The 14,591-nt window shown below is 43.4% G+C and carries 14 protein-coding genes and 1 pseudogene; 5 read left to right on the top strand and 10 right to left on the bottom strand.

All coding sequences use genetic code 11. From position 1 onward, the window contains the following. Positions 1–101: 101 nt before the first annotated feature. Positions 102–833, top strand: a pseudogene (locus tag H6G17_RS27410) (isoprenyl transferase); the annotation flags it as partial. Positions 834–871: 38 nt separating this feature from the next. Here H6G17_RS27410 and H6G17_RS27405 read toward each other — a convergent pair. Next, a complete protein-coding gene (locus H6G17_RS27405; RefSeq protein WP_192161726.1) occupies positions 872–3,001 on the bottom strand; it encodes a TonB-dependent receptor in 2,130 nt (709 codons plus the stop codon). A gap of 458 nt (positions 3,002–3,459) precedes the next feature. On the opposite strand from H6G17_RS27405, the gene H6G17_RS27400 reads away from it, so the two are divergent. Further along, the gene (locus tag H6G17_RS27400; protein WP_192161725.1) at positions 3,460–3,918 is read left to right on the top strand and encodes a DUF3574 domain-containing protein; all 459 of its coding nucleotides are present in this window, start codon (positions 3,460–3,462) and stop codon (positions 3,916–3,918) included. 44 nt (positions 3,919–3,962) lie between these two features. Here the strand turns inward: H6G17_RS27400 and H6G17_RS27395 are convergent, their stop codons facing one another. After that, positions 3,963–4,364 carry a biopolymer transporter ExbD gene (locus H6G17_RS27395; protein ID WP_192161724.1) on the bottom strand — a complete coding sequence of 134 codons (402 nt, stop codon included), beginning with the start codon at positions 4,362–4,364 and terminating at the stop codon, positions 3,963–3,965. Further along, a complete protein-coding gene (locus tag H6G17_RS27390; RefSeq protein WP_192161723.1) occupies positions 4,348–4,998 on the bottom strand; it encodes a MotA/TolQ/ExbB proton channel family protein in 651 nt (216 codons plus the stop codon). Before H6G17_RS27390 ends, H6G17_RS27395 begins: the two co-directional genes overlap by 17 nt. Before the next feature lie 429 nt (positions 4,999–5,427). On the opposite strand from H6G17_RS27390, the gene H6G17_RS27385 reads away from it, so the two are divergent. After that, a complete protein-coding gene (locus tag H6G17_RS27385) occupies positions 5,428–5,772 on the top strand; it encodes a VOC family protein (RefSeq protein WP_015153777.1) in 345 nt (114 codons plus the stop codon). Here the strand turns inward: H6G17_RS27385 and H6G17_RS27380 are convergent. The 6 genes from H6G17_RS27380 to H6G17_RS27355 form a co-directional block, all read right to left on the bottom strand. Next, a complete protein-coding gene (locus H6G17_RS27380; RefSeq protein ID WP_015153776.1) occupies positions 5,769–6,545 on the bottom strand; it encodes an ABC transporter ATP-binding protein in 777 nt (258 codons plus the stop codon). The genes H6G17_RS27385 and H6G17_RS27380 overlap by 4 nt on opposite strands. Positions 6,546–6,601: 56 nt before the next feature. After that, positions 6,602–7,441 carry an ABC transporter permease gene (locus H6G17_RS27375; protein ID WP_192161722.1) on the bottom strand — a complete coding sequence of 280 codons (840 nt, stop codon included), beginning with the start codon at positions 7,439–7,441 and terminating at the stop codon, positions 6,602–6,604. Positions 7,442–7,544: 103 nt separating this feature from the next. After that, positions 7,545–8,606 (bottom strand): ABC transporter substrate-binding protein, encoded by a 1,062-nt coding sequence (locus tag H6G17_RS27370; protein WP_192161721.1) that lies wholly within the window; start codon positions 8,604–8,606, stop codon positions 7,545–7,547. Between the two features lie 253 nt (positions 8,607–8,859). Next, complete coding sequence (hypB, locus tag H6G17_RS27365; protein ID WP_192161720.1) at positions 8,860–9,561, bottom strand: hydrogenase nickel incorporation protein HypB; 702 nt, start codon at positions 9,559–9,561, stop codon at positions 8,860–8,862. A gap of 95 nt (positions 9,562–9,656) precedes the next feature. After that, the gene (gene hypA, locus H6G17_RS27360; RefSeq protein ID WP_192161719.1) at positions 9,657–10,019 is read right to left on the bottom strand and encodes a hydrogenase maturation nickel metallochaperone HypA; all 363 of its coding nucleotides are present in this window, start codon (positions 10,017–10,019) and stop codon (positions 9,657–9,659) included. Positions 10,020–10,127: 108 nt separating this feature from the next. Continuing rightward, the gene (locus H6G17_RS27355) at positions 10,128–11,330 is read right to left on the bottom strand and encodes an agmatinase family protein (protein ID WP_192161718.1); all 1,203 of its coding nucleotides are present in this window, start codon (positions 11,328–11,330) and stop codon (positions 10,128–10,130) included. Between the two features lie 594 nt (positions 11,331–11,924). On the opposite strand from H6G17_RS27355, the gene psbP reads away from it, so the two are divergent. After that, positions 11,925–12,470: a photosystem II reaction center PsbP gene (psbP, locus tag H6G17_RS27350; protein WP_192161717.1), complete on the top strand. Its 546-nt coding sequence runs from the start codon at positions 11,925–11,927 to the stop codon at positions 12,468–12,470. Between the two features lie 130 nt (positions 12,471–12,600). On the opposite strand, the gene H6G17_RS34310 is transcribed toward psbP, so the two are convergent. After that, positions 12,601–12,732, bottom strand: a complete 132-nt coding sequence (locus H6G17_RS34310; protein WP_277876095.1) for a hypothetical protein — start codon at positions 12,730–12,732, stop codon at positions 12,601–12,603. 27 nt (positions 12,733–12,759) lie between these two features. Between H6G17_RS34310 and aspS the strand changes: the two genes are divergently transcribed. After that, positions 12,760–14,568 (top strand): aspartate--tRNA ligase, encoded by a 1,809-nt coding sequence (aspS, locus tag H6G17_RS27345; RefSeq protein ID WP_192161716.1) that lies wholly within the window; start codon positions 12,760–12,762, stop codon positions 14,566–14,568. The last annotated feature ends 23 nt before the right edge of the window (positions 14,569–14,591 follow it).

Below are 14,591 nucleotides of genomic sequence, written 5' to 3'. Positions count from 1 at the left end.
TTCGCTACCACGACAACTGGTTGCGAAATTTTCTGATTGCCTCGTCCCTGAATGGTCGTGGAACCGGAAAACCGGTCAAACACAAACTAGAGTAGAACCAGTCTCAATTACCTACCGCTCTCGATCCGCAAAAATTACCCAAACATATTGCTGTAATTATGGATGGTAACGGACGCTGGGCTACTAAAAAAGGATTACCGCGTGTTGCTGGGCATCGTCAAGGAGCAAAAGTTTTAAAAGAACTACTTCGCTGCTGTAAAGATTGGGGAATTGAAGCACTAACAGCTTATGCTTTTTCGACCGAGAATTGGCGACGACCTATACAAGAAGTCGATTTTCTCATGTTATTATTTGAGCGACTATTACAACGCGAATTAACTCAAATGCAAAAAGAAGGAGTGCGGATCTCCTTTATTGGAGATTTGTCAGTATTACCGCAGTCTTTGCAAAGAGAAATAGAACGAGCAATCGCCCACACAATTAATAACACAGCCATTCACTTTACCGTGGCTATGAATTACGGTAGCCGCAAAGAGATTGCTCAAGTTTGTCGGCAAATTGCTTTACAAATTCAACAACAAAAAATAGAAATTGATGATGTTAATGAAAACTTAATAGAGAAATATCTTTACACTGCTGGAAATTCTTATCCAGATTTATTGATTCGTACTAGTGGAGAAATGCGATTGAGTAATTTTTTATTGTGGCAAATGGCATATACAGAAATTTATTTTACAGATATTTTGTGGCCTGACTTCGATCGCAGTGCTTTTCATCAAGCTTTACTCGCTTATCAAAACCGCGATCGTCGTTTTGGTCAGATTGCTTCCTAATTTTTGAGCGGTGGGCAATGCCCACTACTCTACAACGACTAGAAATTAGAAGAAATACCAATCCGATATGTTAAACCAGGTTCGTAAATTCGATTAGATTTTTCATAGGCGCGATCGGCTAAATTTTCTAGATAGACTGTTAATCCCAAGTTTCTTGTAATTGGAATTCGCGCCCCTAAATCTAAACTTAACCAAGAAGGAGAAAAATCTGTATTACTATCGTCTGGGTTATTGAAAAAAGCTCGTCGCGCTCCACTATAATAGCTGGCAAATAAATTAACTTCCCATCCTCCCGATTGATAACCTAAACCGATTTGTCCTACGGAATAGGGAACTAAACCTAATTGCAATCCTTCTTCAATTCCTGACTTAATTTTTGCATCGGTATAAGTATAGTTGAGAAAAGTTGACCACTGCGGATTAATTTGCCATTTCAATGCTGCTTCTAAACCATTAGTACTAACTAATCCAATGTTCGTCCAGCGACCTGCTTGAATGCCCAAGCGATCTGTTAAGCTACTGCCGAAATAAGTAAATTGTCCGGTTAAATTCTCGGCAAATTTGACATCAACTCCTGCTGTCCATGAAGAACCTACTTCTGGTTCTAGATCTGGGTTTGGTAACCAATTATGTACCGTGTCGTAAACGTATAGTTGATCGATACCAGGATCGCGCTGTACAGATGCCCAACTTCCTCGTAAAGCTACACCTGGACTCATTGCCCATCGTAGCCCAACACTAGGATTTAAATAACTACCAAACTCGCTAGTAAAATTTTGTCTCAACCCTAGATCGGCTTGAAAATTATTGGTGATCTTCCAGGTGTTTAAAGCAAATAATGCAGTTTGAAATCTTTCTCTTTCTTCTTCTTCATTTAAGTTTGCTCTATTCGGAGCCGTACTTAAAACATCACCATTTAAAAAGTCATTTTTGACATCTATGCCCCAGCGCAAATTATTACTAGTGTTAATTTTCCAATCGTGTTCTAATCTTGCAGTTATAGCTTGAGAATTGAGCGTTCCCGTACGATAAAAAATGTTTTGCGTAGGACCGTAGGTATTGAAATAATCTTGATTATAGGCGACTGTAGCCCTAAGAACGGAGTCTTTTCCATTGCCTAGCAAAGTTTTCCAAGATAAACCAATATTAAAAACATCGTGGTCTAAACGATCTCTTTGTAGGGGAAAACCAAAGTATAATAAACCACGACGACTACTAATTTTGTAAGTATCTAAACTGAGAGTGTTACGAGAATTTACATCAAGATTGAGGCTACCAAAGTAGTTACTAGTCGCAGTATCACCGTTAAATAAACGCCCATCTGAGTCTCGATTTGCTGCTCCTTCAGGAACGCGATAATTGTTCTCAGCATCGTATTGTTCAAAACCAAGGCTATATTTTAAATTCCCACCACTGCCACCATAACTAATGCGATAGTTATCTTGGTCATAAGAACCGTATTCTGCTAAACCGTTGAGCTGGGGAATCTCAGAACCTTGCTTAGTAACAATATTGACAACTCCGCCAAACGCTTGCGAACCATATAAAGTAGAACTCGTACCACTCGATAATTCTACTCGTTCGATAGACTCTACAGGAATACTATTTAGATCGGTAGCGCCGTGGTAAGTGTTAACATTAGACCCGATCGGTCTACCATTGAGTAAGAAAACTGACTGGTTGATCGAGCTTCCTCGATAATATGTTCCCGTATGAATATCTGCGCCAAAACCTACATCATTAATTGCAAATCCTGGTAGATTGCGTAAAATTTCTGCAACACTATTCGGACGTTGTTTCTCAATTTCTTCTTTAGGAATGATGTAGACGGGACTTGATGTTTCAGGAATTGTCTCTCTTTTTCCTTCAACCTCGATATAAAGTTCATCAGTGTCTTCAATAGCAGGTTCTTCTACTTCAGAAGATATTGATTGTGCCACATCTATTGTTGGTGACGCTCGTTGCGTTAACCATATAGCATTAGTAGAAAACTTTTCTCGTTGGCTCAAGCGTGGTAGTTTTGGTTGTGAATTACTTCTCGCTTGATGCAGTTTCAGCTTTAGCGCGATCGCATTTTTTTTTCTATCTTCTAGTTCATTTGCTAGTGCAGCAGAGCCTACGGTTAAACTCAACAATACTGTAGGCAATAACAAAATTTTCAGTCCCATCTTCCTCAATTTGCCACTCTCATGCTTTTCTTGTAGTTTCAGTTATGTCTGAGGCGATCGCATTTATCAAAAAATATCGGCTAAACGCACACAAACATACACGCAGGCTTGATATTTAGCCGCGTGGTTGAAACATTCCTCTAATTTGCTTGTTGTTTTTACGGACAAAGTGCGTTTGCACTTATACCAATCATGGCGATCGCAGTTGAGTTTAGTCAAAAGACAAGCTGTCAAACTTTGTCATTGGTCATTCGTCATTTGTCATTGGTAAAGACAAATAACATCAGCTTCAGTAAAAAAATAAGTGTAGGCGATCGAGAAAAAACAAAGACTAATTTTTGTAATACGTTATTACAAAAAATTTATATATATCTAAAACTAAAGGTGTACGTCTGAAGTAATAGTTAGCAGCCATCACAAACAGACCGTCGGATTAAGTCAACAAATTGAGGATAGAAATGAATATTATCTTGCTCACCAGACGCAAAATTCTAGGTGCGTTTTTTCTGTCTGGCTTGTTATTAACAGGTTCAGTTAGCTACATACATCAAGTTAGCGCTCAAACTCCAGCAGTAGAAACTACTGCCAACCGCGAAGCATACGTCAGAGATGAGTTGTATTTTGGGCGATCGCAACCCGGAGGAGGAGAAGTCACGGAAGAACAATGGCAAAAATTTGTAGATACTGAAGTGACACCTCGTTTTCCCGATGGATTAACAGTAGTAGATGCCTACGGTCAGTTTCTTAACAGTGCTGGAATTTTAGCTAGAGAAGATTCTAAAGTTTTAATATTGCTCTATGTCAGTACTCTAGAACGAGAAAGATCCATTCAGGAAATTATCGACGCTTATAAGTCAAAATTTCAACAAGAATCGGTCTTGCGCGTTACTGATGTACCCGCAAGAGTTAGTTTTTAATCGGCGATCGGTGTAGAGACGTTACATATAACGTCTCTACACTGTTATTCTCTCTGCGTGGCGATCGCTAGTCTTGCGTTTGGTAATTGCCTCACCACATCCATCACAGATACCACTTGTCCGTGGTTGACTGATTTATCGGCATTAACTATCACCAGTGCCTCTTGGTTTGGCTGTGCTAGCTGTCGTAATTCTCCATTGAGTGATTGGAGTTGAGTCGGCTTGCGGTTGACGGCGAGTTGACCTTTGGCATCAATTGTGACTGTAATAGGTGCTTTTGGTTGCGTTTGAGCTGATTTTGACTGGGGTAAGTTGACTGATAACCCCTCAGAACGAGTGAGAAATAAGGTTGACATGATAAAAAATGTCAAAATCGCGAAGATTACGTCAATCATCGGCACGATATTAATCTGTGCTTGAATTTCTGGCTCATCTTGCAGACGCATAGGTTTCTCCCCGTTCGTAAAGACGACGATAGAGTAGTTCTAGCTGACCGCCATACTCTTGAATTGATGCCATTTGCCGCACGTACAATCCTCGAAATGTATTGGCAAATAGCAGCGTAAAGATAGCGACTACCAAGCCGGAAGCCGTTGAAACCAACGCTTCGCTGATCCCACCCGTGACTCCAGCCGTTTGGCTAGCGCCAACGTTGGCAATGTTGAGAGAAGCAAAGGAGGTAATCAAACCCAAAACCGTACCGAGTAGACCTAATAAGGGTGCAATGCTAATAATTGTCTCAAAGATAGTGTTAAATCGCTTCAAGACGGGAATCTCTGCTTGTGCTTCACTTTCTAGAGCAAGGCGAAACTCTTCAGGTGTGGGGCGTTCGAGTTCTAAGGCAGCGAGAAATATGCGTGCCATGGGCAAGTCGGCATTTTGCTTCAGCCTTTCGAGCGCGGTGACGACATTTTCTAAGCGGTAGAGGTTTAATACCTCACGGATGACGCGACGCTGGCGCTTATTTATCCGCGCCCAAAAAATTGCCCGCTCGATAATTAGGGCGATCGCTAAGATGGAAAATCCGAGCAGGGGCCACATAACCACGCCGCCTGCGGTGAACAGTCTGTTGAATAGCATGTATTGTCTCTGCAATTACAAGTAATTTGTTGCTAAAGATTCCTATCTACTGCAAGTCATTACAGTATTTTATCGGGTAGAGTCGCAAAAATAGATCGAGTCAAGTAGAGGAAAAGTAAATCTTTATTTTTCATATCAGTTCTGACATCATCTAGACTTGTCAGACACCCATCATCCAAAGTTGTGATGCCAAAACCTTGCAGAACCTGACGAGCAATCTTAACAAGGATTAATAGGATTTCTCAGTTATCAATTGTCAATTGTCAATTGTCAGTGTAGAGACGTTACATGCAACGTCTCTACAAAGTTGTCGGTTATCAGTCAACCATCAGCCGTCATCACGGAGTGTAGCGCGTTTACTGTCAACCGACTCCTAAAGGTATAAATGTTGCAAGATCGATAAGGAACTAACTTTATCGAGGAGATTTCATGACAGCACAGTTTAAGCACGTCATGCTGATGGTGACGGACGTTCTAGCAACGGTGAAGTTTTATCAAGAAGGATTGGGACTAAAAGTAAAAATGGCAAGTCCTGGATGGGCAGAATTAGATGCTGATGGCACGACGATCGCGCTACATGCTGCGGAGAGTCAAGCGCACACGGGGAATTCTCCGATTTTGAGCTTTCATGTAGACGATGTTTATGGGGCGATCGCCAATCTAGAAAATATGGGCGCTAAACTCGAAGGGCGCGTCCGAGAACCTTCTTTTGGAAAAGTCGCCGCCATGCGGACTCCTGACGGACATTTACTCAGTTTACTTCAACCCGCTTAAGAAGCCACAGCCAGGGCTTCCTGTGAGTGTCCCCGGAGTAAATCCATCAATTCGTCGCAGTAGTCGTGGAATATAGAATGACGCTTGACGGTGTGGGTGCGTTCGGGGAGTTTAATTGAAATCTCTTTTCTGACCGTACCAGGACGAGCGCCGAGAGCGTAGATCCGATTCGAGAGGAAGACAGCTTCTTCCACATCGTGGGTGATCGTGAAAATGGTGATGTTGGTACGCTGCCACAGATCCAGCATGAATTCATGCATGGACTCTTTAGTGTGAATATCTAAAGCACCGAAAGGTTCGTCCATCAATAATACTTTAGGCTCCGAGGCGAGAGCGCGGGCGATCGCTACCCGTTGTTTCATTCCACCAGATAACTCCTTGGGTAGAGATTTGGCAAACTTAGTCAGTCCAACTACGCTGAGGTAGTAGCTGGCTCGTTCTCGCCGTTCCCGTTTTGACCAGCCTTGAAGTTTGAGTCCAAATTCAGCATTTTCCTGTACGTTCATCCAAGGGTAAAGCGTGTAGTGCTGAAACACCATACCCCGATCTGGTCCTGGTCCTTGAACGCGCACGCCATCGATTTTCACTTCTCCCGCTGTTGGCAAATCGAGTCCGGCAATCTGGCGCAGTAGAGTAGACTTACCCGAACCCGATGCACCCACAGCACAGATAAATTCACCCCGCTCGATTGACATATTAATGTCTTTGAGGACTGCTAACGTTCCCGATTTTGTCTCGAAATTTTTATGGAGTTTGGTAATTTGTAGATACATGGTAGTTGGTAATTGGTAGTTGGTAGTTGATGGTTGATGGTTGACTGATAACTGATTTATCTCTTCTGACTTGCCCACTTACAAGAAACTCGTAAGAGCCATTGGAACAAGAGGTCAAAAGTGAGTCCAATAATTCCAATGACAATTAAGCCGACAAAAATTTCATCAGTTCTGAGAAATCGACCCGCGACGCTGATTCTACGTCCCAAACCTTCGGTTGCAGCAATTAGTTCTGAGACGATGACTAATTGCCATGCGGCTGCAAGGTTAATCCGACAAGCATCAATGATTCCTGGCAAAACGTGGGGAAAAATAACTTGAGTCAGTGTTTGCCAGCGATCGCCACCTAGAGTATAGGCAGCTTCAATCAAATCTTTTGATACAAACTTGACCGTATCCATCACCATTAAGGAGTTGAAGAAAAACACGCCGATAAAAATTAAAGTGATTTTCGGTTCTTCTCCAATTCCTAAATAGAGAATGAGCAAAGGAATGAAAGCAGGCGCGGGCATGTAGCGCATCAAACCAAATAATGGTTCTAATAAGGCGCGAATACTTGCAAAACTGCCCATCAACACCCCAACTGGAATCGACAGCACAACCGCTAGCAAAAACCCTACGCCCACTCGCCAGAGACTTGCTACAGTATCCTTCAGCAGTTCGCGAGTCCTCCACAATCGCCCAAATGCTTCGAGTACCCTAGCAGGCGAGGGCAGAAACTTGGGGTCTACGCTACCAAATGTTGTCACCAGCCACCAAAGCAGCAACGGCAAACCGATAGAAGTCGCTACTAGTAAGGTATTTAATGGTCTGGGAATATCTTCAGCCAACCGCCAAAAAACCGTCGGGCTAAGCGTTTTTGGATTAGACGGGGGATGCATCGATCCTGTGTTCATATTGAAAAATTCAAAATTCAAAATTCAAAATTGGGACAAGGAAGTTTCAGGAACTTCAGGAACAACTACCAACTACCAACTACCGATTCTCTACACCTTTTCTTCACTGATAACTGATAACCGATCGCTGTTTCTTGGCGTATGCTTTTACAAAGCGATCGTTGAAGAGTTTAGTTAGGTCTGGTTTTTGTTTGGCTAAGCCCACTTCTTCGAGAAATTTAGTCATTTCTTCTGCTGCATACATCAGTGAAGTCATGTTGTTACCTGGTTGAAAGGCTTTGAGGTTTTCTTTTAAAGTGAATATTTTGGTTCCTTTGGCGTATTCCTCATACTCTGCAACGCTAACTCCTGCCCGTTTTGCCATAATTTCTGTTGCTTTAGCTGGTTCTTTTTGCATGTAATCAAGGGTGGCAAACCAGGAATCGACCATTGCTTGCACTTTTTCGGGACTTTTTGCTAAAAACTGACGGCTGACGACAAGATGGTCGGGAATTGCTCCAGGAAATTCTTTGGAACTAAAGAGTTCTTTACTACCAGGACGCTTTAAGGCTTGAGTGGTAAATGGTGCAAACACTGCAACTGCATCTACTTGTCCACCTACAAAAGCGGCTGCGGCTTGTCCTGTTTCTAAGGGGACAAATTGAATGTCTTCTGGTTTCATGCCTGCTTTTTTCATTCCTAATAACAATAGGAAATGATCTACAGCGCCTTCTTCTGCGGCAACTTTTTTGCCTTTCAAATCGGCAATTGTATTGATACCTTCGCGAACGATGACCTTATCGTTACCTGTAGAGTTATCGTTGACGAGTACGACGACTTTATCTGCACCACCTGAAACGGCACTGATTGTATCGTTGAGCGTCTGGCTGTTGGCATTAATTTGTTCGGTTGTGAGGGCATTAATAGATTCTAAATAGCCGTCAAACCATTTCAAGTTGACTGAAGCTTTGTTTGCTTCAAAGAGTTTTTGCTCTTGTGTAACTTGCCAAGGAAGCCAACCAGGCCACGCACTGAATCCCAAGCTAGCAGCGTTAGGAGCAGCATCACCAGAAGCAGCAACATCGGTGGTAGTGGTAATATAAACTGCGGGGTTAGTACAACCTGCTGCGATCGCCAGACCGATGACAAAAAGAAAAATTGATTGAACTATCGATCGCAGTTTCATTGCTTTTTCTACTAAAAAGTGTATTTACTGACGCGATCTTTTGGCTAAAAATCTTACAATCCGATACGCTTTAGATTAACGGGGTAAGTTATCTTATATCCGTTATGTTTGTTACACTTTTTCGAGAATTTGAAGCTTTTAATTATTTAAATTTTACTGCAAAAATATACTATCACAGCAAAAATTTCGGCATACTCAAATATGGCGAAATATCTATTTTTAGATTTGAAACTAATTTTTTCTCTTATTTACTTTACCCTTGAATTTTACTAACCGCTATCTCTTTTTTAGCAATTTGCGATCGCACCCAGTCAAACCATACTGCTAAACCCTCTCCCGTCTTCGCCGATACGGGAATAATCTTCACGTTTGGGTTAATTTGACGTACATTTGCCACTATTGTGTCAATGTTCATATCTAAATGGATTGCTAAATCGATTTTGGTAATTAACAAGCAATCAGCTTCGCGAAACATGACTGGATATTTCAGCGGTTTATCTTCTCCTTCCGTAACACTTAGTAGAGCAATTTTGGCGTGTTCGCCTACTTCAAATTCAGCCGGACAAACTAAATTTCCAACGTTTTCTACTAGGACTAAATCGAAATCAGCGGGATTGTATTGATGTTCTAATTGATGAATGCCACCTGCCACCATTTTTGAGTCTAAATGGCAAGAACGTCCAGTATTAATTGCAATTACAGGTACATTGTATTGACGCAGGCGATCGGCATCCAATTCAGTAGTCATATCACCTTCAATGACAGCAATTTTGAGATCGTCTTTTAAAGCTGCCAGTGTTTTTTCGAGTAATACTGTTTTACCAGCACCAGGGCTACTCATAACATTGAAACAGGTAATTCCCCACTCATCAAAATGGGCGCGGTTATGGTCAGCCCCTTCCTGATTGGCATGGAGTAAATTAATCCCGAGGGCAGCGTCAAATGTTTGGTGCATAACTAGGGGTGAGGAGTGAGGGTAGGACAAGGGAGACAAGGGAGAGGGGGGAGACAAGGGAGACAAGGGAGCAACTACCAATTACCAATTACCAATTACCTCTCATCCTTATTTGAATATTCGATGCGATCGATTTTTAGTTCTCGTCCAGAGCGAATGTCTTCCATAGGAGATTTACACTGCGGACAAGCATATTGCAGTCCAATTTCAGGACGATATTCTTGTTGGCAACGATGGCAAAAGGCAATTAAGGGTGTTTCTTGAATTGCTAGTGTCGCCCCTGCAAGAAAGGTATTGCGCGTTTGAACTTCAAAGGCAAATTCCAAACTGGCAGGCTCTACGCAGGTAAACCGACCTACAATTAGGTGAATTCGAGAGATTTGGGGTTTTTCTGGCTGTGCTTCCCACCAGTCGCGCACGGTAAGAATCAGCGCTTTGGTCATGTCGGTTTCGTGCATAGAGAGGGAGTAGGGAGTAGGGAGTAGGGAGTAGGGGGAAGTATCATTCTGACTTTCAAATTCTCCTATCTCCCGACAAATGACAAATGACGAATGACAAATGACAAACTAAGTCCAAGCGACGAGTTCGGGTTGGGATTCGGGATGAATGTAAGCTGGTTTCTCTTTGCGGGGTAGTTGTCCCGATAGGACAAGGTGCGCCATTGTATCGCAAATTACGCGGGTTGCCATTAGAGAGGTGATATCGCTGATGTCGTAAGGGGGCGATACTTCCACAACTTCTAGACCGCAGACGGGGACTTTTTGCACGATTTTACCCAGTAGTGACAGGGCTTCGCGGGGTAACAAACCGCCTGGTTCGGGCCAGCCAGTACCGGGGACAAATCCTGCATCTATACAATCGATATCAAAACTGATGTAAACGCAGTCTGTACCGTCTGTTGCTCTTTGGATGGCAAATTCTGCGGCTGCGTCTAAGCCCATTTCGACAATATCTGTAACTGTGAGAATATTGGTGGCACGATCGCGACAGACTTTCACCCCGTTTCTTGGGACTTGCCAACCACCAATACCCAGTTGGACTAAATTCTTAGCTGGCGCATTTTTCATATTAGTGGCGTGAAACCATGGGCAGGTATGCATCCGTTCGTCTAAATCGGTTTCTTGGGTGTCTACATGGCGATCGAAGTGAATGATACCAACTTTTTTATCTCCTAAATGGCGACATACACCCCTTACCGTGGGGAAACCAATCGAGTGATCGCCACCCAGAATAATTGGAAATGCCCCAGAACTGAAAATGTGGGCAACGCCTTTAGAAATTTGGTCGAAGGATTTTTCGTTGTTGGCAGGAATGGTGAAGACATCTCCAACATCGCAAATCGTAATTTGTTCGCGTAAATCGATACCTAACTCGAAATTATAGGGCGTATACAAGGCAGAAATGCGGCGAATACCTTGAGGTCCAAATCTGGTTCCAGGGCGATAGGTCGTACCGGAGTCATGGGGAACGCCAACGATCGCCACGTCGTAATTTCCTACCTGACGCACATCTTCTAAGTATGGGGCTTTGAGGAAAGTATTAATTCCGGCGTAGTGGGGTAACTCGCCGCGAGAAAAGGTAGGAATCGTGCGATCGCGGATGCTCTGTGCTGCTTCTAATCCGTATTCTAGTCCTTTCGATACCTCTTGCTGCCATCCTGTCATCGGCAGTCGTGTTTCTAATTCTAAAGCGCGTTGGGCTTCAGTAGGGGGTTGATGATTGTTGTTGTCTGGACTCTGAAACAAAGGATTTTCAGAATTATGAGTCATGCGATCGCCCTCACTTAATTTTTCAAAATTTTTCAAACTAGATTAGGTCGCTAATTATGCAAAAAGCCCAGGAGTATAACATCAGTAGTCACAACTGATATTCCTCCCAGGCTTTTCTCCTTCCGTGTGACTAGCTACTCACCTAAAAACTCGGAAAATTTTTAGCATAGCCAGTTCGCTTCTCTTGGACCTGCATTTGCTAAGCGATCTAACAGCTTAAGCTGAGACGCTACAAACCGGAACCCTAGAAGCTTAGTATTATATACTTGTCTTTTAGCGGTATTCCATACTCAATTGAAAGCAAACTCTGTTTACTTTTGAGCTTACTTCTCTGTAGTATTTGAATGCTGTATACAATCTGCATAATAGCGACATTAGCAACCGCCCTATCAGATAAATGTATTAAATGTTACTAAATTTATTCAATATCTAAATTTCATCACATAACTGTCTGCTATCTTTCTGGAGTTGTGAAGGTTACTGGGATGGGACAATACAAATCAGTTGTCAGAGAACAGGGAACAGGGAGCGCAAGAGCAGGGAGCAGCGACCAATGACAAATGACCACTCACCACTCACCACTCACTATTAAAAATGTTGAAACGGATTGCATCGATTTTACTCGTAGTATTGACGGCGCTGAGTCTATCGGGTTGCGTACTATCAACTGCTGGACTTAAAAGCTTTGTCGATAGCGTTGATGGATATGAGTTCTTGTACCCTAACGGCTGGCTACCAGTTAAAGTAACAGACGGTCCTGATATCGTATTGCACGATTTGATTGAAACCACAGAGAATGTGTCTGTCGTTATCGGTTCCATCGCAGATGGCAAAACCCTAGCCGATTTGGGAACTCCTGGCGATGTGGGTTATAAACTCGGCAAAAGCGCGATCGCACCGCCTGATTCAGGACGAGAAGCAGAATTAGTTAATGCTGGACAACAAGACTTTAACGGCAAAACCTACTACATACTAGAATATGCTGTAAAGTTACCCGATCGGCAACAACGGCACAATCTTGCTAGTGTTGCCGTTAGTCGTGGCAAACTCCTTACTTTTAACGCCTCCACCACGGAACAGCGTTGGCAAAAAACCGCACCAAAGCTACAGCAAATGGTTAAGTCTTTTAGAGTGTATTAACAGCGCCCGAAAAAATCAACAATCATATTGAGATACGCAGTACAGTGGGCAGGTGGTGAGGTTGCCTCACCACCTGAAGTTGCGTAGAAACGTCATCCGTTTATAAGTTCGTATTCCAGTACGTCCGAATTTATTCGTGGGTTATTCTAACAACTGGCATTATGGCTTCTGACTTCTGTGAAAAATGACCAATAATAAATGACCAATGACCGATCGGAATGCTAGATAATAGGAAGGCTTTGTCAATTTCTAGCATTGTCATTACTAACCTGAGTTTGAATCGATAGTTATGCGAACCCACTATTGCGGCGACCTCCGCACAGAAGATATTGGAGCAACAGTTACCCTATATGGTTGGGTAGACCGTCGCCGCGATCACGGAGGAGTGATTTTCTTAGATTTGCGCGATCGCACGGGACTTGTCCAAATTGTCAGCGATCCTCAACGCACTCCCGATTCATACCATCAAGCGGAAGCACTGCGGAATGAGTACGTAGTCTGCATTACGGGTAGAGTTACCCAGCGTCCTCCAGAATCTCTCAACCCCAAGCTACCGACAGGAGAAGTCGAAATCTACGCCGATAAAATTGAGTTGCTCAACGCTGTCAGCAAACAGCTACCCTTTCAAGTCAGTACGGCTGAAACCGAGTCAGTACGGGAAGAATTGCGCCTCAAGTATCGATATTTAGATTTGCGTCGCGATCGCATGAATCGCAACTTGCAACTCCGCCACCAAGTTATCAAAGCCATGCGTCGTTTTCTAGAAGACGCACAAGGCTTTATTGAAATCGAAACCCCAATTCTTACCCGTTCTACTCCTGAAGGCGCGAGAGATTACTTAGTTCCCAGTCGTGCCAATCCTGGTGAATGGTTCGCACTACCACAATCGCCGCAATTATTCAAGCAATTGCTGATGGTATCGGGTTTTGACCGCTACTATCAAATTGCCCGTTGCTTTCGCGATGAAGATTTACGGGCAGATCGTCAGCCAGAATTTACCCAGCTAGACATGGAAATGAGTTTCATGTCTCAAGAAGAAATTTTGGAGCTTAATGAAAGTTTAGTTTGTCATATTTTCCAGACAGTTAAAGGGATCGATCTACCCCGTCCTTTCCCTCGCCTCACCTACGCCGAAGCAATGGCACGCTACGGTAGCGATAAACCAGACACCCGCTTCGACCTGGAATTAGTCGATGTCTCCGATCTCGTCAAAGACTCCGGCTTCAAAGTCTTTTCCGGTGCTGTAAAATCTGGCGGGATTGTCAAAATTCTGCCTATTCCCAACGGCAATGAAGCCATTTCTAACGTGCGGATCAAACCAGGCGGCGATTTATTTAAGGAAGCCGAAAGCGCAGGTGCAAAAGGACTTGCCTATATTCGCGTTCGTGAAGATGGAGAAATTGACACGATTGGTGCAATTAAAGACAACCTCAGCCCCGAACAAAAACAAGAACTCTTGAGTCGCACTGGGGCAAAACCAGGACACTTATTACTATTTGGTGCTGGAGTTACAGATGTAGTTAACAAAACCCTAGACCGCTTGCGACAAGTTATCGGCTGCGAATTGGGGCATATCGACCCCAGCAAAATCAATTTGTTGTGGGTGACAGATTTCCCCATGTTTGAATGGAATGCCGACGAAAAGCGTCTAGAAGCGTTACACCATCCCTTTACAGCCCCCCATCCCGACGACCTGCACGACCTGAAAACAGCCCGCGCTCAAGCTTATGACTTAATATTCAACGGCTTTGAAGTCGGTGGCGGAAGCTTGCGGATTTATCAACGGGAAGTCCAAGAACAGGTCTTTGCCGCAATTGGTTTGTCGATAGAAGAAGCTTATAACAAGTTTGGCTTTCTCCTAGAAGCATTTGAATATGGCACTCCTCCCCACGGCGGGATCGCCTATGGATTAGACCGATTGGTGATGTTACTAACAGGGGAAGAATCAATTCGAGATGCGATCGCCTTTCCAAAAACGCAACAAGCCCGTTGTCTATTAACTGACGCACCCTCTGGAGTGGACGCAAAACAGTTGAAAGAATTACACGTCGCTTCGACTTATCAACCAAAGGTAGGAGTAGGGAGTCGGGAATTGTAGAGACGTTACATGTAACGTCTCTA

Origin of the sequence: Chroococcidiopsis sp. [FACHB-1243] (genome assembly GCF_014696895.1) — a bacterium.
In the GTDB taxonomy this organism is placed as follows: Bacteria; Cyanobacteriota; Cyanobacteriia; order Cyanobacteriales; family Chroococcidiopsidaceae; genus Chroococcidiopsis.
Note: the sequence above shows the minus strand (reverse complement) of the source record. Positions and strands in the feature narration are given on the sequence as shown.

Bases quoted from the DNA above. Each gene is read 5' to 3' on its own strand.
- hypA (WP_192161719.1), bottom strand. From the start codon at position 10,019: ATGCACGAAACCGACATGACCAAAGCGCTGATTCTTACCGTGCGCGAC.
- H6G17_RS27405 (WP_192161726.1), bottom strand. From the start codon at position 3,001: ATGGGACTGAAAATTTTGTTATTGCCTACAGTATTGTTGAGTTTAACC.
- H6G17_RS27380 (WP_015153776.1), bottom strand. From the start codon at position 6,545: ATGTATCTACAAATTACCAAACTCCATAAAAATTTCGAGACAAAATCG.
- H6G17_RS27400 (WP_192161725.1), top strand. From the start codon at position 3,460: ATGAATATTATCTTGCTCACCAGACGCAAAATTCTAGGTGCGTTTTTT.
- H6G17_RS27395 (WP_192161724.1), bottom strand. From the start codon at position 4,364: ATGCGTCTGCAAGATGAGCCAGAAATTCAAGCACAGATTAATATCGTG.
- H6G17_RS27385 (WP_015153777.1), top strand. From the start codon at position 5,428: ATGACAGCACAGTTTAAGCACGTCATGCTGATGGTGACGGACGTTCTA.
- H6G17_RS27390 (WP_192161723.1), bottom strand. From the start codon at position 4,998: ATGCTATTCAACAGACTGTTCACCGCAGGCGGCGTGGTTATGTGGCCC.
- H6G17_RS34310 (WP_277876095.1), bottom strand. From the start codon at position 12,732: ATGACAATGCTAGAAATTGACAAAGCCTTCCTATTATCTAGCATTCCG.
- hypB (WP_192161720.1), bottom strand. From the start codon at position 9,561: ATGCACCAAACATTTGACGCTGCCCTCGGGATTAATTTACTCCATGCC.
- H6G17_RS27375 (WP_192161722.1), bottom strand. From the start codon at position 7,441: ATGAACACAGGATCGATGCATCCCCCGTCTAATCCAAAAACGCTTAGC.
- H6G17_RS27355 (WP_192161718.1), bottom strand. From the start codon at position 11,330: ATGACTCATAATTCTGAAAATCCTTTGTTTCAGAGTCCAGACAACAAC.
- psbP (WP_192161717.1), top strand. From the start codon at position 11,925: ATGTTGAAACGGATTGCATCGATTTTACTCGTAGTATTGACGGCGCTG.
- aspS (WP_192161716.1), top strand. From the start codon at position 12,760: ATGCGAACCCACTATTGCGGCGACCTCCGCACAGAAGATATTGGAGCA.
- H6G17_RS27370 (WP_192161721.1), bottom strand. From the start codon at position 8,606: ATGAAACTGCGATCGATAGTTCAATCAATTTTTCTTTTTGTCATCGGT.